This window comes from Bacillus sp. FJAT-29790, from assembly GCF_019039215.1.
GTDB lineage: Bacteria > Bacillota > Bacilli > Bacillales > Cytobacillaceae > Cytobacillus.
The window spans coordinates 134,121-153,741 of record NZ_JAHNZZ010000001.1 but is presented as its reverse complement, the minus strand read 5'-3'; the positions used below and the strand labels follow the sequence as shown (position 1 = coordinate 153,741).

Sequence of the window (19,621 nt, the reverse complement as noted above, 5' to 3'; positions counted from 1 at the left end):
AACCCCACTCCTATTAGTATTGAGGGAAGCTTCTTGACTCAAATTCCTCAATATTACTTTTTTCCACATACGGTGTCCCTGGTAAAGTATCCTCTTTAGATAAATCAAAAAACTTAGGTACTTCTTTTCCATTAAAATAATCATGTAGAGCCAAGATACCGAGTTCAATTTCCCTTCTTGGGAGCATAGTGGCAGTCAATTCAATTTTGCCATTTTTTACAGCTTCAAATGCCCACTTATCTCCCCCAAAATCATATATTTTTACATCGTCTCGCTTCAAACTTTCTTTTGCTGACACTACGCCCACTGTCATTCCAGAGTAATTGGAAAAAATAACATTCAAATCTTTATGGGCTTGTAACACGTTTTGCGCAACCTGATTCGCATTATTAGCAGTATAATCGGTAGCATGCATTCCTACTAACTCCCAATTCGGATAATTTGGCAATTCAAGTTCAAATGCCGCCTGCATATTTAAGTAGTTCGCTCCAGTAGCTGGTCCACCGATCGCAGCTATTTTCCCCCCTTCTGGGTTATCACTGAATATCTTTTTAAGAATACCTTGGTAAACGCCAATACCTTGACCACCTACAAATGTAATTGTATTTTTGGCTGCATTATTATGTTCACCACAAAGTTCAATATTAATTGTAGAGATAGCAATTCCCTTTTTTGCTGCATCCTCAGTAACAATTTTGCACAACTGATTTCCGTCATTAGCCTGAACTACAAAACCATTATATTTATTAGAGGTAATCGCATTTTGAATCTGTCCCAATTGTTTAAGGGCATCATAACTTGCATCAAAAATATCTAAGTCCATTTCCAACTCTTTAGCCGTTTCTTTAGCTTGTTCGAAGGCTACCTGTTCATAGGTTGTATTAGACCCAGATGAAAAAAAGGCAATTCTTTTTCTAACATTATCTTTGCTATCATTCATTTCATTACTTCCGTTATTTGTTGCCTGATTAGAAGAGCTACAAGCACCCAAAACAATTATTAAAGAAAATAATACTATTAATTGTTTTATCATTAAGTTATTCCTCCACGTTAAATTTAATATCAACCAATTTTATCCAATGACAATTAAATACTATTAAAATAGCGTATTTCTTCCCAATTATATTTATATTAAAAATCCCAATAAGGTGTAAGTATCTCAATTACATCGTGAACAACAGACTTTTGATGTTCCATTAGACGTTTAATTGGAACCATATCTGTAAAAAATACATTAAAAGGATCTTCAACCCCTGAGTCTAATTCACTCATGGCTTCCATTACCGCTAAGGTGCAGAACGGGACATACGCGGCACTATAGCCACCTTCATGAAGTGCAATCATTTTCCCATTACAATGTCTTTCAGCAATACCTTTTGTAATTTCAGCCATTCTTCTGAAGCCTTCGGAAGTTACCATCATACTAGAAAGAGGATCATAAATATTTGGATCCTGACCCGCAGAAACGATAATTAATTCCGGTTTGAATTGGTCTGCAACAGGAACAAGCACTTTTTCAAAGGCATACAGATAACCTTCATTTGATGTACCGGTTGGAAGCGGTATATTGATATTAAATCCTTTTCCTTCGCCTTTTCCTATATGCTCCACAAATCCCCGATCTGTTGGAAAATTATATTCTTGATGAATTGATACAAATAACACACTCGGGTCGTTGTAAAATGCAGTTTCTGTACCATTTCCATGATGAACGTCCCAATCAAGTATCATTATTCTTTCTAAACCATATTTTTGTTTTGCGTATTCGGCTGCAATTACGGCATTATTGAAGATGCAGAATCCCCTGCCACAATCTGCCTCAGCATGGTGCCCAGCAGGTCTAGACATTACATAAGCATTCTTTACCTTTTCATTCATAACGGAATCAACCGCCGTAATTCCGCCCCCAGCGGATAACAACGCTATCTCGTAGGAACCTTTACCAAAAGGTGTAGCTGAATCACCTGCATCTCCACCACCTGCATCACTTAATTTTTTTATTTTATCAACATACTCAGCAGTATGATAATATTGAATTTCTTCTCTAGTGGCAGGTCGAGGTGTGATTACCTGAAGTTCCTTTGTAAATCCACATCTATCCATAAGATTTTTTACACGTCTCTTAGACTCCGGGCTTTCAACATATCTATCTGGTTCAACATATCCTCCGGATGGAATAAATAATGCTCCGGAACCAGTGTCATGCCAGAAATAACTTTCATCATAGATATAAGCGGTGTTTTTCTTCATCTGAAATTCCTCCTTTAGTTTGTAGAAGGATAACTAGTCATTTTTCAATAACCCAACCCTTTTATCCTCCCACTTAGTAATATCAAAGAAACCATTTAAATTATTGAACAGGTTAATAGTTTAGATTGGTCAAAAGATCAATAACATTAATTTGATTACGCAAAAACTAAACTATTCTTCTTCGTTTCACTGTACGTAATATACAACTCAACATTTTTCTGTTTTAAATAAGATAAGAACTTCTCGGGATCAATGCACTGTTCAGCTGGTTTAACGCCTTTTTCGGTTACCTCACCATTGAGCAGCATTTGGGCAACAATCGAAGCAGGGATAGCTGTTGCATATTGGGTAGCGCTAACACCCCAGTCGTCTTGGCAATCGGTTACTAACTCTAATCTGACGGAAGCTTTATTGCCATCCTTTATTCCTTTAACCTCGACTAATAATGCATCTTTCCCCCATTGTGGTTTTTCTTTTGCAGATAGGACTGTTTGCATCAATGAAACAGTTTGGCGTCTAGGCACTACACTATTTCCAACAATCTCCACGGGTTCTGTTTGTAGAAGACCTAAGGAGTCTAATATTTTGATTTTTTCAATTGTGTCAGGATCCCAAGTATCCTTATAAGTTATATTTTTCACGCTAGGAAAGCTGGTTGGTAAGGTTGCTAGTTCTGAGTGAATGATAGAGTAAGTTTTTTGAACTCCTATATCTTCATGAAAGGCAGTAAATTCCTCATCTGCAAGCGGGGGAATTTCAACCAAATTTCCATCCTTTACGGCTTGCGCATTTTTCACGGCTTCATCGATAATCGTATCGATTGCAAAGGCAAATGTCGCTCCTGACGTTGTTGATCCATAACGAATATGAATTTCTTCAGCTGAATCTAACATTTCTACACCATAACGGCAAAACACATTGGACGTTCCAGGATCAGATCCCATTCCAACAATCGATAATATATCGGCCGCTTTCATTTCGTTATCAAGCTTTAACTGTTCTTTCGTTCGTGTGAAAAGCCCGCCTAGATCCAGCACACTCACTCCAACAGCAGCCGCCGCTTTCATAACATCAATATTAAAAACATAATTAGTCGCATTGACACATACTTTTCCTTGACGTAGAACATCTTTTGTTTTCTCTTCGTCCTTGATATTTAACGGAATAATTGTAATTCGATTATTCGTCCATTTCTTTAATTCTTCTAATTTATGAAGCTCTAAATCCGCGGCAATCACATCTACATTACTTTCCACTAAATCCTTGACAATAACTTTTCCAATCGTACCAGTTGCACCTAAAACAACCACTTTATTCATGTTTTGTTCCCCCTATTATAGTTTTAAGGAATAGTAAATTAATTTGGAATACTCAGATAATTATTGCTATAATTTGCTTGCTTCTCCTAAGACTCCCTTCCAAAACTACGAAATTTTCTTATGAGCCTTTTAACCAACCACTCGGTTGAATATTGAGATTTATATTCACTTGTTTCATTTCCAAATATTCTTGGAAACCGTATGTACCTAAATCTCTTCCAATACCGCTTTGCTTATAGCCACCCCATGGAGCCTCATTAAATGTATTGTGATAGGTGTTAACCCAAGTGATTCCGGCTCTTAATTTACGGATAACTCTCATTGCTCGGGCGGAATCGGTAGTAAAAACTCCCCCTGCTAGACCATAATTTGTCCCGTTCGCCAATCGAATGGCTTCCTCTTCTGTTTTAAATGTTTGTATGACAAGGACTGGACCAAAAATTTCCTCTTGGACAATCCTCATTTCAGGGGTTGTATCAGTAAATATAGTAGGTTCAATGAAATATCCTTTTCGATTTAATTTATTTCCGCCGCATAATAATGTGGCACCTTCTTTTATCCCCACTTCAATGTAATCTAGAACACGGTTTAATTGTACATTCGATATTAGAGGCCCCATATTCGTGATCTCTTCTATTCCCGGCCCAATGTTAATCGCTTTTGCTTTTTTAACTAATTCAGGTACAAAATTCTCGTAAATACTTTCCTGCAACAGTAGCCTAGAGCCAGCCGAGCATACTTGTCCTTGGTTAGCAAAAATAGCAAATGATGCGTAATCAACAGCTACATCAAAATCTGCATCTTCAAAAACAATGAGCGGGGATTTTCCACCTAATTCTAAACTTACCTTTTTAATTGTATCTGCTGCCGTCTTCATAATTATTTTCCCTGTAGCAGTTCCCCCAGTGAAAGCAATTTTATCAACTAATGGGTGTCTGCTTAATTCTGCCCCGACAACAGAACCAGCTCCTAAAACTAAATTAATAACCCCTTTTGGAAATCCAATTTCATGTATTAGTTCAAATAGCCGAATAAGTGTCAGCGGAGTCTGTTCTGCTGGTTTAATAACTACTGTGCAGCCCGCTGCAATTGCTGGGGCAACTTTTTGAGTTGCCATTAGCAGCGGGTAATTCCAAGGTACAATTTGACCAACAACTCCTGTCGGTTCGGCAATAACCATAGATTGCACATCATCCGGAACATCGAAAACCTGCCCATGTGGCTTTGTAGCTAAGCCTGCATAATAGCGTAGCTGGTTGACAGCATCTTCCACATCAGATTTTGAATCGCGGATGGATTTACCATTGTTTAATGTTTCAATTAAAGCGAATTCCTCCACCCTTTCCTCTAATAGATTAGCAAGTTTGTAAAGAAGTGCTGCCCTGTCCCTTGCTTTACTTTCCATCCACCCCTCTTCATAAAATGCTCGATAAGCCGCTTCAACAGCTTTCCTTACATCTTCGGGATCCCCCTCTGCAACAATAGCAATTACCTCTTCAGTCGCTGGATTAATAATTTCCCGTGTTTCACCGCTAACACCAGATAGCCAGTCTCCATCAATATACATTTTTTGAATTTGATTTACATTAAGTAATACATTCTCAATTTTCATAATTGCCCCCTATTACATCATTAAATTTTTGAAACAACTCCTTCCTGAGTTATCTGTTAAATGCTCTCATATATTTATATATGCAAAAAGCATACCAACTTTAAAAGTACAGTTTTACAGTGTTTTACCGATCCACTAGATTAATAATGACATCATGCATCGAGATCGATGCCGTTTTGCATCTTGTATCCCCCTGTATATTATTAACAATGTAAAACTGGACATCTGATAAAACTCGTGGAACCTTTAGCTTCATCCCTCCCCTTATAAAGTTTGGCATCGCTATTGTTAACCCTTTATTTCGATCGACAACAAAAAACCAGAATCCCCCACTTTAGGAATTCTGGCTATCCTTACATACTTCATTTAATTCCGATTAAAAACAACAAGCTTTTGCTCAGTCATTTCTTCAATCGCGTATTTCACGCCTTCTCTGCCAATCCCACTTTCTTTAACGCCGCCATATGGCATATGATCCGCACGATAAGTCGGAATATCATTAATCATCACTCCACCTACATGGAGCTTGTCTGCTGCATCGAAAGCAGTGTTAACATTATCTGTATAAACGCCTGCTTGCAGGCCATATTTAGAATCATTTACAAGCTCGATTGCTTCGTCGACTGACTTAATTTTATTAATTAACACAATCGGAGCAAACACTTCCTGGCAAGAAACCTTTAGACAAGAGTCTGCCTCTAATAGAATGGTAGGCAGTAAAATATTTCCCTCTGCCGTTCCTCCTAATGCCACTTTCGCTCCGCCTTGTTCTGCTTCTTGAATCCAATCGAGCGTACGTTGAACATCGTTTGGACTAATTAAGGCTGTAACTTCTGTTGATGGATCAAGTGGATCACCAATTTTCAATTGCTTCGTTGCAGCAATGAACTTATCTACAAAACTTTCATAGAGCTCTTCATGAACGTAAACCCGCTGTAAGGCAATACAAACTTGACCTTGAAAAGCAAACGCCCCTGTCACGCAACGAGAAATTAATTTATCAAGATTTACGCCATTGTCAATGATAACCGCAGCATTTGAACCTAGTTCAAGTGTAACCCGCTTTAATCCAGCTTTATTTCGGATGCCAATTCCAACTGCAGGGCTACCTGTGAAAGAAATTTTTTGAACTCGATCATCTGTAACAATTTTCTCACCAATTAACGCGCCGCTTCCAGTAATGACATTAAGTACTCCATCTGGCAGCCCAGCTTCTTGAACCAATTCAGCAAGGAAGTAAGCAGATAGCGGTGTTTGTGTAGCAGGTTTCAATACAACCGTATTGCCCGATGCGATTGCTGGTCCAACTTTATGAGCAACGAGATTCATCGGAAAGTTAAATGGCGTTATCGCACCAATCACTCCGAGTGGTTCACGCACAGTATACGCTACCCGGCCCTCTCCGCCCGGCGCAGCATCCATCGGTATCGTTTCCCCTTTAATACGCTTCGCCTCTTCTGCAGCAAATTTATACGTTTGTATAGTCCGAGCGACTTCTCCCCGAGCTGTCGTAATCGGTTTAGCCGCTTCAGTGGCGATAATTTCAGCTGCTTCATCAAATCTTTTTTCTAACAGGTTCGCGAGATTTTCCAAAATCATTGCGCGCCGGTGACTTGGCATAGCAGCCATTGTTTTTCTAGCATCATAAGCGGCAGCCAACGCCATGTCTACTTCTTCAACCGTCGCTAACGGGATCTCCGCAATGACGTCCCCACTATAGGGAGAGCGTAAAGGAGTGTAGTTTTTTGCTTCCATCCATTTTCCATTAATAAATAATTTCTTCTTCATAATCCTTCACTCCTATATTATTATCATTATTCTATCCTTATTTAGCCGCGAAACTTTCAGAAACATTTACTTCGATTGCCTTGATTGAATCGTTTAGAATCTCAATTATTTTCGCAATCTCTTCTTTGCTTATCGTTAATGGTGGTGAAAATACTAGAATATCTTGACCATCTAAAACAACTGATCGACAAATAAGTCCTCGTTTTGCCGCCTCTGTCACAACTGCAGGGGAAACAGGTGCTGAAAAACTCGATTTCGTGTTTTGATCCTTTACAAACTCAATACCTGCCATTAAACCAAGTCCCTTTACCTTGCCAATGATCTTTCTTTCTTCCTGAAGCCATTGGAACCCTTTAAGCAATTCCTGCCCCATTAACTCAGCGTTTTCAATTAAGTTTTCCTGTTCAATAATCTCCAGGTTTTTCAATGCAACTGCACATGCCGTCGGATGGCCGCTGTATGTGTATCCATGCAAAAGCGTACCATTGGAAAGTTCCGCAAATTCTTCATATATACGGCTCGAAATCATTACCCCTCCAAGCTGAGCATAGCCGCTTGAGACCCCTTTAGCAAAGCACATCATGTCAGGTGCGACACCGTAGTGCTCTATGCCAAAATATTTTCCCGTACGCCCAAATCCAGTAATGACTTCATCGGTGATAAATAAAATCCCATACTCATCACATATTCGTCGTACTTCCTGAAAATAATTTTCTGGTGCTACATGAACCCCTCCTGCACCTTGAACTGGTTCCGCAATAAAGGCAGCAATCGTATCTGGCCCTTCTGCCTCAATCGCTTCACGCAAAGATTTAGTAGAAAAATGATCTACATATAGAAAATCAGGAGCCAAAGAGTTAGTAAAATCTCTAAAAGCCTTCAATCCAGTAGCACTTGTTGATCCCATCGCAACTCCATGGTAGGATTGCGATCTGGATATGATCTTTTTTCGATTTGGCTTCCCTTTTAAAATCCAATAATGACGCGCCAGTTTATAGGCCGTATCATTTGCTTCAGAACCGCCAGAAGTAAAGAAGGTTGCACTTAAATCCCCTGGAGCAACTTGAGCGAGCTTAGCCGCTAATCGAATAGCTGGCTCGTTACTGAATGTAGCAAAGCATGAGCTATAAGCTAGTTTTGACATTTGCTCCATTGCAGCTTTTCCTATCTCTTCGCGACCATGCCCGACATTCACATTCCATAAGGAAGACATGCCATCAATCATTTTATTTCCAGCCATATCATAAAGGTAAATCCCTTTTCCTTCTGTAAAAATAAAGGCTGGTCCTTGTTCTTGTTGCTGTTTAATAGGTGAGGTTGGATGAAAGAAATGCTTTTTATCTAAATCGGTTAATTCTTGAATGATATCTACTCTATTCGTCATAATGAACACCCTTTCCTTTAATAAAATTTATTAATTTTTTATATCTAAGATTAATGCAATATCTGTGCCAACCTTTCCTTCAAGGAAATGATAGAAAAATTAGAGAACTCTTTGACCTTTTGATTTATTTTTAAATCAAAATGCAGAAATTTGATTTAATTATTGATTATTTTGCTATATTTGATTAAAATTTAAATTGAATTTATTTATTATTCTAAAAAATACATTAACTTAGCATAGTCTTTGATGATTTAAAGGAGGAGTAAATTTTGAATGATTCAATATTTGAAATGGAATTGAATAAAATAATTGAGACGTCGAACAACAATATTACCATTACTGATGAAAACGGAATTATTCAACGTTCCCACCCTGGTCATTGGTCGATTTATGGGATGAAACCCGACGCGTATATTGGCCAGTCTGTATACGAACTAGAAAAAGAAGGTCTTCTCTCCCCCTCTATTAATGCCATCGTATTAAAAGAAAAAAAGCCAGTTCGCATTATGCAACATACGAAAACGGGACATGTTGTTATGTCAACTGGATACCCTATTTTCAATAAAGAGGGGCAATTAGTTAGGGTAATCAGTTATAGTCAAGACCAAACAGAGATATGGAAACTGAAAGAGCAGTATGAGCATTTACAACGAAAAATAAAGGGTTATCAAACAGAGGTTGAGGACCTTAGGGAAAAGGAGTTTGGCGTTCAATCTATTTTGGCTAGAAGCAATACGATGCAGCAAATTTTAAAAACAATTAATAGTGTCGCGAAAACGAACGCTACGATTCTATTATTAGGTCCATCGGGAGTAGGAAAAAGTACGCTCGCTCGGGCAATCCATAATCAGAGCGACCGAAGTAAAGAACCCTTTATCGAGGTAAATTGCAGCACAATTCCTGAAAATCTATTTGAATCAGAAATGTTCGGCTATGAAACGGGCGCCTTTACCGGGGCAAACAAAAAAGGAAAACAAGGATTGATTGAACAAGCGGACAGTGGAACATTATTCTTAGATGAGATTGGAGAATTGCCACTCGCTTTACAAGCCAAATTACTGAAAGTGCTTCAGGAAAAAAAGATGTTGAGAATTGGCGGAAATAAGGAGCGTCAAATTAATTTTCGATTAATTACAGCGACAAATCAAAATTTAGATGATATGGTAAAAAAAGGGACATTCAGATTAGACTTATTCTATCGTTTGAACGTAGTACCTATACATATTCCACCATTATCCGATCGTAAAGAAGATATCCCTATCCTCATTCAACATTATGTTGAGAAAGTTAATGAGAAATATAAGACACTTAAAAAGGTTCACATGTCTACCTATGAATTATTAATGCAATATAATTGGCCTGGAAATATTCGTGAACTTGAAAATTTAATCGAACGATTAATCCTTACGACAGATGCACCGACGATTTATCCTTCACATATTCCCTACTCAATACGAGGAAATTTTGAACAGAAGAAAGATCCTCATGACCTGATCATGATTGAAGAGGAGTTTGAAGGAAAACTAGATCTAAAAAAAACATTGGAAGATGTTGAAAAACAACTTATTGCAAAAGCATTCCAACGATGCAAAACGACATATGAAATGGCAGAATACCTGGGAATCAGTCAACCGTCTGTCATTTACAAGTTAAAGAAATATAAGGATTATTTTGATCTATAAAGGGATATTTATTACAATAAAGATAACCGTTCTTATTATTTTACATTGAATAATTCTTTATAAGTAATAATGTCTCCATCTACTGATTTAGCCAAATTAAAAGATACTCATTCTCTATTCAAGAAAAGCCCCTTTACTTGAATAGAGAATACGGTTAAAACCGTTTTGATACAAATAAAGTAAGGGATTAAGATTATCGCACCCTTGTGGTGATTATATCTTGCTTATTCCGATGGCATTTCATTAAAGAACGCTACATCCTCAATAGGAAGACGCTTAGTCGGATGTCCCGGTTTCGTTGCTTTCCCGATAGCAATGAGCATAACCGGCACATACTGTTCAGAGATTCCGAATGCTTCAATGAACTTCGCTTTATCATACCCTCCCATTGGAACAGTGTCGTAACCTTTGGATCGGGCGACAAGCATAAGCTGCATCGAGATAAGGCCTCCATCCGTATATACGATTTGGCGAGCCACTTCAGGCGGCAAGTTTGAGTACATTCCGACCGTACGCTCGATGAATGATTTAGCCGTTTCCGCTGGCATAAAGCCTGCTTCAACTGCCTGCCCATAAATTTTTTCTGCTTTCTTATAGCTTTCCACGTCGCCAAGCACAGCAATAACGGCAGAAGCCTCAACTACCTGCTGTTGGTTAAACGCGATTGGAAGAAGCTTTTGCTTCAACTCCGGCTTATCGATGACTAGAAAGCGCCATGGCTGAAGATTCGAAGACGAAGGAGCCAACGTTGATAACTCCAGTATTTCGGTCATTTCTTCGCGTGAAATCCGCACTGTTGGATCATATGTACGAACAGAGCAACGATCCCGAATAACATCGATGAACATTTGCTGTTCGAGCATTTGAATAGTTTGTGAATTTGACATAATAACTCCTCCTAGTAATATTGTTTACTCATCCTTACTACGAACATTTTAAGGGAAATTCTTATATAGCAAGGGTTTTTTAACCCTATTATGAGAAATTTGATAAAAGATCGTTCCTCCACTATTGTTCGCATCTTACCAAGTTACGTTACTCAAATTGAAACGAATTGTCAAAAATAATACTGAGGGAATTTTAACCAATCCCCTCTGATAATATCCTTTTATTTTATTACATCTTATTGGATTAACTGCATTAATCACTTAAGTAAAAACCTTCACAATCTTTTTCTCTAAATTCATTTTTGGTAGGAATAACTTCAGTTTTCATACATTCAAGAAATTTCGGGATCTGGCACCCTTCATGGAGACAAATTTACAAGATTGATAGCCAATCCTAACAATCTGTTAACATAAAATTAATAGCCTCTTCATTTTCACTGATTATGATTGAGTTGTACATATCATACTAAATGGAGGCTGGAATCGAATGAAAAAACATCTTGCTTTAACGCTAGCTGCTTCGCTGCTTTTTCCTTCAGCAGCTGCAATCCAGGCCGCACCGAAACAAGCTGTTGTGAAATCAGTTGCATTTAATGGCATGGATGCACCGAAAACAATTGAGGAAATGTCCAAAGCATATTCTAATGCAACAATTGACGTAAAGTATAGTGATGGAACGACGAAATCATTCCCACTCCGATACGAAAAACTTTTTAAATCAATAGATACATTTGGGAAGAATGGAAAACAAATTCCGGCTGGTACGCCAATTGATGCAAACGGCAATCCAATCATGGACAACAGTGTTCCAAACGATCCAGTTCCATTTATTTCAGATGCGCCAGATTCCAACAGCCTATTAGAACCTCTTAATGGGGCAAGTGGCAAGCTTCATTTAGTTTCACATTATGAATATCAAACGGTGGACCATTCCGGTTCAAGCGCTTATGGAAGAGTGCCAGCATCGATGACGTTATCAACATTACAGCAGGATAAAAAAACAGGTAAGCTTACAGTTGCCGGTGTTGAAAAAATTGATTTTTCCGGAACAAATGGCCTTTGGATTCCATGCAATGGTTCACTCTCTCCATGGAACACTCACCTCGGATCAGAAGAATATGAACCAGATGCACGTATCTTTGAACTGGAACAAGGAACAGACAAGGATTCTACTAATGTAAAATCATTCGCAAACTATTATTTTGGAGAAGAAGGAGCAAAAATGGCAAATCCATATTGGTATGGATTCGTTCCTGAAGTGATCGTTCATCCAAACGGCAAAGCAAAAGCTGTGAAACATTTCAGCACTGGACGCTTCTCAAAAGAGTTAATGAAAATGATGCCTGACAGTAAAACAGCCTACTTCGGGGATGATGGCTCTTATACGATGATGTTTATGTATATAGCTGATAAAGCGGAGGATCTATCAAGCGGAACATTATATGCGGCTAAATTCAATCAAACTGGAACAGAAAATGGCGGCTCTGGAGATCTTTCTTGGATTAAACTTGGTCATGCGACAGATAAAGAAATAGAAAAATATATTGCTGGCGGTATTACATTCAGCGATATATTCGAAACATCAACAACACCAAAAGCAGGGTTTACAGCAATCAAAACATACGCCAACAAACAAAATGTAGAATATTTAAAAGTGAAACCCGGCATGGAAAAAGCAGCAGCCTTCCTGGAAACCCGCCGCTATGCAGCAACACTAGGGGCAACAAGCGAGTTTAATAAAATGGAAGGTCTTGCGCTTAATACTGCAGATAAAAAGGCTTATATGGCCATTTCTGATCAAAGCAAAGGAATGGAAGTGAATCCTAGTGATCCGCAGGATGATATCCGCCTGCCAAAAATTAAATCTGGCGTTACGTATGAACTGGATTTGCAAGCTGACCAAAACGATCAAAGTGGCAATAAGATTAACAGTACCTATGTAGCAGCTTCAATGAAAGGAATAATTGTTGGCGAAGATATGGCGAAAGCTGACGAGTATGGGAATACCGCACATCCTGAGAAAGTGGCAAACCCAGACAACCTATCCTATTCTGATGCGATGCAAACCCTCTTTATTGGCGAAGATAGTGGCATGCATACAAACAACTATGTTTGGGCTTATGATACAAAGTCTAAGAAACTTGCGCGCATTCTTTCCGTCCCAGCAGGAGCAGAAGCTACAGGACTAATGGCAGCAGATGACCGCAACGGATTTTCCTACATTATGAGTAACTATCAGCATCCTGGAGATGAACTAGAAGGAAAAAGCATCACAGCTGTTGACAAAGCAAAGTTAATAGAAACGATCGATAAGGAAATCGGTGTGAACAAATCGGGAGATGTCGGCTATATTACGGGCCTTCCCTCTTTCACAAATACAACTCATCCTTCTAAAAAATAAGTCTGATAAACATTTGAAAAAGAAGAGCTTTAATGGCAACGAGTTTTCCAACTATGCAAAAAAGGAAAACGCTAATCAAATAACAGGTTTATTCATAAGATTTTCGCTCAAGAATTAATAGAAGAAAAATTCACATAAAAAACAGCTTGGAAAGATATTCTCTCCAAGCTGTTTTTATATCCTTAAATTAAAGATTCTCGGAATCGCAAAAAGGAAAATGAGAGAAACATGTTCATATGAGACGCTCACGAAGCCCTAAATCGGTATGAAAGAGAGAAAATGCTACTCATAAGACGTTCATGAGGCACAAAATCTGATAGAAAGAGAGAAAATGCTACTCATAAGACGCTCATGAGGCCCGAAATCTAATAGAAAGAGAGAAAACGGTACTCATGATACGCTCATGAGGACCGAAATCTATTAGAAAGAGAAAAAACGGTACTCATGATACATTCATGGGGCACAAAATCTGATAGAAAGAGAAAAAATGGTACTCATATGGAATTCACGAAGCCTAAACGAGAACTCGGTCTATGAAATGAAATTCAAGAAAAAGGCACAAAAACATTTAACCAAAAAAAATTCCTAACACATAGTATTAGGAATTTCACGATGACCTGTGAGGGACTTGAACCCCCGACCCCTTCCCTGTCAAGGAAGTGCTCTCCCACTGAGCTAACAAGTCTTAATGGAAACTTTTCAATTTTTAATAGCCTAGCAAAATTTGAAAATTTTACCGAACCTTATATAAGATACATTTATAATTATATACAATCCCGGGAAAATGTCAACACTAATTCATCCCTTGCTAAAAAATAAATTCAAACACAAAAAAACCGATTCTCTTCATCAAAAAAGAAAATCGGTTTTTTCGTAAAAACTCATCCTTTTATGCTTGTCTACTCTCAAGCCTGCGGGCAATTAACGACAGGCCATAGTTGACGATAAAATACATGCATGCGACCAGAATGAAGATTGGAATAATAAAATTAATATTTTGAGCGTAAACGATCTGAGCGTTATGCATTAATTCTGGCAGAGCAATAACCACGCATAATGAGGTGTCTTTCAATAGAGAGATAAACTGACTTACGATCGGAGGCACCATTCTCCGTAGGGCTTGCGGCATAATGATCCTAGATAACGCTTGTATATAGGATAAACCTGATGACCTTGCTGCTTCCATTTGTCCTTTATCAATTGAACTTAAGCCACCTCTTACAATTTCCGACAACATCGCTGACGTGAAGATCGTCAGTGCCGTTATGGCTGCCACTGGTTTATCAAGTTTAATCCCTATTTCCGGAAGGGCGAAAAAGGTAAAGAAAATGATGAGCAAAAGCGGCGTATTTCTAATGGTTTCCACGTACACTGCCACGACTTTTGAAAAGACTGGAATTTTTGCATATCTTAATGTTCCTAAAATAATCCCAATGATAAAGCTCAATACAATAGATATAAATGCAATATACAGTGTCATCATAAAGCCATCAGCGAGGAATTTTAAATGATCGACTGAGAGAGCTCCTGCAAAATCCATAATTCCCCTCCTTAATGACTTCTAGCCAAACGTTTTTCAAGATAGCCAACACCCAGACTTAACGGGACAGTTAGAACGAGATAAAAAATTGCTACAAAAATATACACATCAAACGTTACGAATGTATGGGCTGAAACAAGATCGCCGAAGTACATTAAATCCAAACCAGCGATCATTCCCAAAATAGATGAGTTTTTCACAAGATTAATAAACTGGTTTCCAATCGGAGGGATGACGATTTTTATCGCTTGGGGCAAAATAATCGTGGTCATTGCTTGCAAATAAGTAAGACCAGATGACCTTGCTGCTTCCATCTGTCCTTTTGGTACAGACTGTATCCCCGCTCGAATCGCCTCTGCAATAAAAGCAGCCGTATAAATGGCAAGGGCGATCGTACCTGCAACGAATCCAGAAAAAGTTACACCGACTGCTGGAAGACCGACATAAAAGAAAAACGCGATAATAAGAAGTGGGATATTCCTGATAAATTCAACGAATGCAGTCCCAACCCAATTTAGCGGTTTAATTGGCGCAATTCTCATAACCGCTACAATAATCCCAAGAATAAAACTTCCAATAAGTGCATAAATACTCGAAAACAGCGTGTTCTTAAAACCTTCCAAATATGTATCAATATTATTTATAAGTATAGAAAAATCAATCAAATTGATCTTCCCTCCTTTTCTTAAGAAGGTAGTCAGGATGAGCATTAATACGCCCACCCTGACTTATTTCGAATTAATGTTTTTTAATCCACTTATCGTGAATTTCATCGTATTTTCCGCTATCCTTCATTTTCTTTAAAGCATCATTAATAGCGTCAACTAATTCTGTATTTCCTTTTTTAGCAGCAATTCCGTATGGCTCGTCAGTAAAAGTTCCACCGACTAATTCAAAGCTTTCATCTTGGTCAGCCATCCCATAAAGAATAGAGTCATCTGTTGTTAAAGCATCTCCCTGACCTGCCTTCAATGCAGTAAATGCTTCAGCATAGTTTTCATATTCTAAAACGGTTGTTTCAGGAGCCTTTTCGCGAATGTTAATAGCTGATGTTGATCCTTTTACAGCAAGAACTTTTGTACCCTTAACCAAATCTTCAAGTCCTTTTACTGCGCTTCCTTTTTTGACAAGTAGTGATTGGCCAGCAAGAAAATAGACGTCTGAGAAATCAACTTCTTTTTTGCGCTCTTCTGAAATCGTCATTGTTGCAACAATTGCATCAATATCGCCATTGTTTAACATTGGAATACGTGTTTTGGAAGTAACCTCTTTAAATTCAGCTTTGCTTTCGTCGCCAAGAATTTCTTTTGCCAACTCTTTCGAAATATCAATATCAAAGCCTTCTACTTCACCTGTGCTCGGGTTCTTAAGCCCAAATAATCTCGTATCATGCTTTACACCGAAAGTAATTTTGTCATTTTCTTTAATTTGCTCTAAAGCATTTTTGGCACCTGAGCCTGCCGGTTCTGTTCCTGCTCCTGACCCAGCATCTTTTTCTTTGCTTCCGCATGCAGCAAGAAGCATTGATGCAGTTAGAAGAAGAGCCCCTGCAAGTTTTCTCTTTTTACCTTTAAACATAAAAATCCCCCTTAGTTTTTAATGATTTAATATACGGCTAAGAAACACGCGAGCTCGTTCTTCCTTTGGATTCGCGTAAAATTCAGCCGGTATTCCCTGCTCAACAATTTGCCCTTGGTCCATGAAAATAATTCGGTCAGCTACTTCTTTTGCAAAACCCATTTCATGAGTTACGACGACCATGGTCATCCCTTCTTTTGCGAGCGCTTTCATTACATCTAACACTTCCCCAACCATTTCAGGGTCTAACGCAGATGTAGGCTCATCAAACAGCATTATTTCAGGCTTCATGGCAAGTCCCCTTGCAATTGCAACCCTTTGTTGCTGCCCTCCTGATAATTGAGATGGATAGGAGTTTGCCTTATCAGGTATTCCGACTTTTTCGAGATAATACCTTGCTATTTTCTCTGCTTCTTCTTTGGATTGTTTTAATACCATAGTTGGAGCGATCGTAATGTTTTCAAGAACCGTTTTATGCGGGTATAAGTGAAAATGTTGAAATACCATTCCAATATTCCGCCTTAATTGATTCATATTCGTTTTTTTGTCATTTACTTTTACGCTATTAACAATTAATTCTCCATCCGTAATTGTTTCCAGCCGATTAATACAGCGAAGCATTGTACTTTTCCCTGAACCAGAGGGCCCGATTACAACGACTACTTCACCTTTATTTATTTCAAGGTTAATATCTTTAAGTACATGAAAGTCTCCATAATACTTGTTAACAGATGCAAATCGAATCATGCCATTCCTCCATTACGTATCCTTTTTTAATATGTACTTTGACCTGTCAATAAGGTTATTTACTTATCTGATAAACTACCTTTTCAGAAAACAATCATTTGACATGTTCTTAAACCATATTACAATTCATTCCCAAAATAGTAAACATTATTTTGGAAAAATTTTTAATATTTTAATGATACTAAACCTTTTTAGCTTTGTTTTATTTACTTTCAAGTATTTATCCCTTTCACTTTTTAGTTTTTATCTATTTATGTTAAAATGTCATGAAAAGCCTTACATATCAACATACGGAGGAATCAACTATGGATATTCCTAAAGGAACAATAAAAGATTTAACATTCACAAGTAAAGAGTTGGGAGAGGATGTGGAGCTTCTTGTTTTCTTGCCTGCTAATTTTTCGACTTTATATAAATATTCAGTCGTCATCGTTCAGGATGGGAAAGACTATTTTCAGCTCGGAAGAATTGGCCGAACGACGGATGAGCTTTTAAAAAATAGGGAGATAGAAAATATTATTATTGTAGGAATTCCATATAAAAATGTGGAGGATCGAAGAAGGAAGTATCATCCAGATGGGGAACAGCATCATGCTTATATCCGCTTCCTTGCCCATGAGCTTGTCCCATTTTTAGATTCAGAGTTTCCAACCTATCAAATGGGGATGGGGAGAGCACTAATGGGTGATTCACTCGCTGCCACAGTCTCATTAATGGCGGCAGTCCAATATCCTCATACATTTGGTAAAGTCCTGCTACAATCCCCTTATGTTAATAAGGAAGTATTGGAAGCTGTTAACGAGATGGAACAGCCACATCTTCTAAGCGTTTATCATGTCATAGGCAAAAAGGAAACTGAGGTTCAAACAACTGATGGCATACAGAAAGATTTTCTAACGCCTAACCGGGAATTATCGAAGCTGTTTTCGGAAAAAGGTTTTCCATGCTTTTATGAAGAGTTCGATGGAGACCATACTTGGACATACTGGCAACCTGACCTAAAAAGAGCTCTAAAACAAATGTTTTCTTAATTCTTTCTTGAGCCCATATTTACGCAAAAAAGTTCACATTTATAGTTACTGTTTATTCCTTGATTATTATATTAAAAATTAAGATAATTTGTTATAATGGTTTAATATAGAAAATTTTATTGTCATTTTTCTAATTTTTAGGCTGTTCCCATAAACTTTGTTGCTTTATTATTGTGATTTTATAAATAAATCTGAGTTGATTGGAGCGGAGGGCACTTGACTCCTGCGGGAATAGAGGGAAGCGGGAGACCCCACAGGCAGTTAACGCCGAGGAGGCTCCCGTCCCTCCCCGCGGAAGCAAGTGTCCGCAGCGGAAATCAACGGGTAACCTTTGTAGGCTAAAACAAAAATATATGCGAAAACAGCCAATTTTTATATGCAATGCGAAATAAAACAAAATATGAAAAATGGAGGGTATTTTATGAAATTAGGTATTGTTATTTTCCCATCGAAAAATTTACAGGACCTCGCTAACTCTTATCGAAAAAGGTATGATCCAAATTATTCTTTAGTTCCTCCACATCTTACTTTAAAGGAAGCATTTTACTTAGCTGAAGATCAGATTGAGCAATTAACCGTAACGTTGGATGAGATTGCAAACAAATATCAGCCTTTTTCAATTAAAACGACAAAAATCAGCTCATTCAAGCCAGTCAATAACGTTATTTATTTAAAAGTAGAAGAATCAAATGAACTTAATGAGCTGCACCAAGAATTAAATCGAGTCATTGTTTCGGAAAAACCAGAGTATGCATTTGTCCCGCATATTACAGTGGGTCAAAAGCTTTCCGATGATGAGCATTCAGATGTATATGGCTCCTTACGAATGAATCGTTTCGACAATGAGGAAATAGTAGATCGATTCCACCTTGTTTATCAGCTTGATAATGGATCTTGGACAGTTTACGAAACATTTCGTCTTGGAAGGGAATAGTGCATAAATGGAAGTAAAAATCGTTTCAAATGAACAAGAATTGAAAGATGCTTTTTCGATCCGCACAACAGTATTCGTTCAGGAGCAGCATGTTCCAGAGGAAGAGGAAATCGACCAGCACGATGATCATGCTGTTCATTTTGTCCTTTATGATAAGGATACCCCAGTAGGAGCAGGCAGATTCCGCACGGTTGATGGCACTGGGAAGGTAGAAAGAATCTGTGTGCTAAAAGAGCATCGCAAAACCGGAGCCGGAAAAATAATTATGAAGAAAATTGAAGAATATGCTAAAAACGAAGGATTTTCATTGGTGAAACTAAATGCACAAACACAGGCGATCCCGTTTTACAGCAGATTAGGCTATGAAATCATTTCTGAAGAGTTTTTAGATGCCGGCATTCCACATCGGACAATGAGAAAAACAATTTGATTTTAAAAAACTTCTGTCACAATGGCAGAAGTTTTTTT

17 protein-coding genes and 1 tRNA gene are annotated in these 19,621 nt (G+C 38.1%); 5 read left to right on the top strand and 13 right to left on the bottom strand.

Annotated elements, in window-relative coordinates; genetic code table 11:
• Nucleotides 1-13: 13 nt before the first annotated feature.
• The 7 genes from BGM26_RS00740 to BGM26_RS00710 form a co-directional block, all read right to left on the bottom strand.
• Nucleotides 14-1,033 (bottom strand): sugar ABC transporter substrate-binding protein, encoded by a 1,020-nt coding sequence (locus tag BGM26_RS00740; protein WP_217037821.1) that lies wholly within the window; start codon nucleotides 1,031-1,033, stop codon nucleotides 14-16.
• A gap of 98 nt (nucleotides 1,034-1,131) precedes the next feature.
• Nucleotides 1,132-2,250 (bottom strand): class II histone deacetylase, encoded by a 1,119-nt coding sequence (locus tag BGM26_RS00735; protein ID WP_217037820.1) that lies wholly within the window; start codon nucleotides 2,248-2,250, stop codon nucleotides 1,132-1,134.
• A 155-nt stretch (nucleotides 2,251-2,405) separates the two neighbouring features.
• Nucleotides 2,406-3,569 (bottom strand): saccharopine dehydrogenase family protein, encoded by a 1,164-nt coding sequence (locus BGM26_RS00730; RefSeq protein ID WP_217037819.1) that lies wholly within the window; start codon nucleotides 3,567-3,569, stop codon nucleotides 2,406-2,408.
• 118 nt (nucleotides 3,570-3,687) lie between these two features.
• A complete protein-coding gene (locus BGM26_RS00725; protein WP_217037818.1) occupies nucleotides 3,688-5,181 on the bottom strand; it encodes an aldehyde dehydrogenase family protein in 1,494 nt (497 codons plus the stop codon).
• 124 nt (nucleotides 5,182-5,305) lie between these two features.
• Nucleotides 5,306-5,461, bottom strand: coding sequence for a hypothetical protein (locus tag BGM26_RS00720; RefSeq protein ID WP_217037817.1), 156 nt, complete (start codon nucleotides 5,459-5,461; stop codon nucleotides 5,306-5,308).
• Between the two features lie 86 nt (nucleotides 5,462-5,547).
• Nucleotides 5,548-6,969, bottom strand: a complete 1,422-nt coding sequence (locus BGM26_RS00715) for an aldehyde dehydrogenase family protein (RefSeq protein ID WP_217037816.1) — start codon at nucleotides 6,967-6,969, stop codon at nucleotides 5,548-5,550.
• Between the two features lie 37 nt (nucleotides 6,970-7,006).
• Nucleotides 7,007-8,353, bottom strand: a complete 1,347-nt coding sequence (locus tag BGM26_RS00710; protein ID WP_217037815.1) for an aminotransferase family protein — start codon at nucleotides 8,351-8,353, stop codon at nucleotides 7,007-7,009.
• A 290-nt stretch (nucleotides 8,354-8,643) separates the two neighbouring features.
• Here BGM26_RS00710 and BGM26_RS00705 point away from each other — a divergent pair, with 290 nt between their 5' ends.
• A complete protein-coding gene (locus BGM26_RS00705) occupies nucleotides 8,644-10,035 on the top strand; it encodes a sigma-54 interaction domain-containing protein (protein ID WP_217040578.1) in 1,392 nt (463 codons plus the stop codon).
• A gap of 224 nt (nucleotides 10,036-10,259) precedes the next feature.
• On the opposite strand, the gene BGM26_RS00700 is transcribed toward BGM26_RS00705, so the two are convergent.
• Nucleotides 10,260-10,922, bottom strand: a complete 663-nt coding sequence (locus tag BGM26_RS00700) for a nitroreductase family protein (protein WP_217037814.1) — start codon at nucleotides 10,920-10,922, stop codon at nucleotides 10,260-10,262.
• 487 nt (nucleotides 10,923-11,409) lie between these two features.
• On the opposite strand from BGM26_RS00700, the gene BGM26_RS00695 reads away from it, so the two are divergent.
• A complete protein-coding gene (locus BGM26_RS00695; RefSeq protein WP_217037813.1) occupies nucleotides 11,410-13,323 on the top strand; it encodes a PhoX family protein in 1,914 nt (637 codons plus the stop codon).
• Nucleotides 13,324-13,936: 613 nt separating this feature from the next.
• On the opposite strand, the gene BGM26_RS00690 is transcribed toward BGM26_RS00695, so the two are convergent.
• The 5 genes from BGM26_RS00690 to BGM26_RS00670 all read right to left on the bottom strand — a co-directional run bounded on the left by BGM26_RS00690 (nucleotide 13,937) and on the right by BGM26_RS00670 (nucleotide 17,188).
• Nucleotides 13,937-14,008: transfer RNA gene (locus BGM26_RS00690), tRNA-Val, on the bottom strand.
• 204 nt (nucleotides 14,009-14,212) lie between these two features.
• On the bottom strand, nucleotides 14,213-14,863 hold the full coding sequence (locus tag BGM26_RS00685) for an amino acid ABC transporter permease (protein WP_217037812.1): 651 nt from the start codon (nucleotides 14,861-14,863) through the stop codon (nucleotides 14,213-14,215).
• 11 nt (nucleotides 14,864-14,874) lie between these two features.
• Nucleotides 14,875-15,528: an amino acid ABC transporter permease gene (locus BGM26_RS00680; RefSeq protein WP_217037811.1), complete on the bottom strand. Its 654-nt coding sequence runs from the start codon at nucleotides 15,526-15,528 to the stop codon at nucleotides 14,875-14,877.
• Nucleotides 15,529-15,601: 73 nt separating this feature from the next.
• Nucleotides 15,602-16,441, bottom strand: a complete 840-nt coding sequence (locus BGM26_RS00675; protein WP_217037810.1) for a transporter substrate-binding domain-containing protein — start codon at nucleotides 16,439-16,441, stop codon at nucleotides 15,602-15,604.
• Nucleotides 16,442-16,459: 18 nt separating this feature from the next.
• Complete coding sequence (locus BGM26_RS00670; RefSeq protein WP_217037809.1) at nucleotides 16,460-17,188, bottom strand: amino acid ABC transporter ATP-binding protein; 729 nt, start codon at nucleotides 17,186-17,188, stop codon at nucleotides 16,460-16,462.
• 305 nt (nucleotides 17,189-17,493) lie between these two features.
• Between BGM26_RS00670 and BGM26_RS00665 the strand changes: the two genes are divergently transcribed.
• The 3 genes from BGM26_RS00665 to BGM26_RS00655 all read left to right on the top strand — a co-directional run bounded on the left by BGM26_RS00665 (nucleotide 17,494) and on the right by BGM26_RS00655 (nucleotide 19,583).
• Entirely contained in the window at nucleotides 17,494-18,219 is a 726-nt protein-coding gene (locus BGM26_RS00665; RefSeq protein ID WP_217037808.1) for an alpha/beta hydrolase, read from the top strand.
• A 421-nt stretch (nucleotides 18,220-18,640) separates the two neighbouring features.
• Nucleotides 18,641-19,153, top strand: coding sequence for a YjcG family protein (locus BGM26_RS00660; RefSeq protein WP_217037807.1), 513 nt, complete (start codon nucleotides 18,641-18,643; stop codon nucleotides 19,151-19,153).
• A 7-nt stretch (nucleotides 19,154-19,160) separates the two neighbouring features.
• Entirely contained in the window at nucleotides 19,161-19,583 is a 423-nt protein-coding gene (locus BGM26_RS00655; RefSeq protein ID WP_217037806.1) for a GNAT family N-acetyltransferase, read from the top strand.
• The last annotated feature ends 38 nt before the right edge of the window (nucleotides 19,584-19,621 follow it).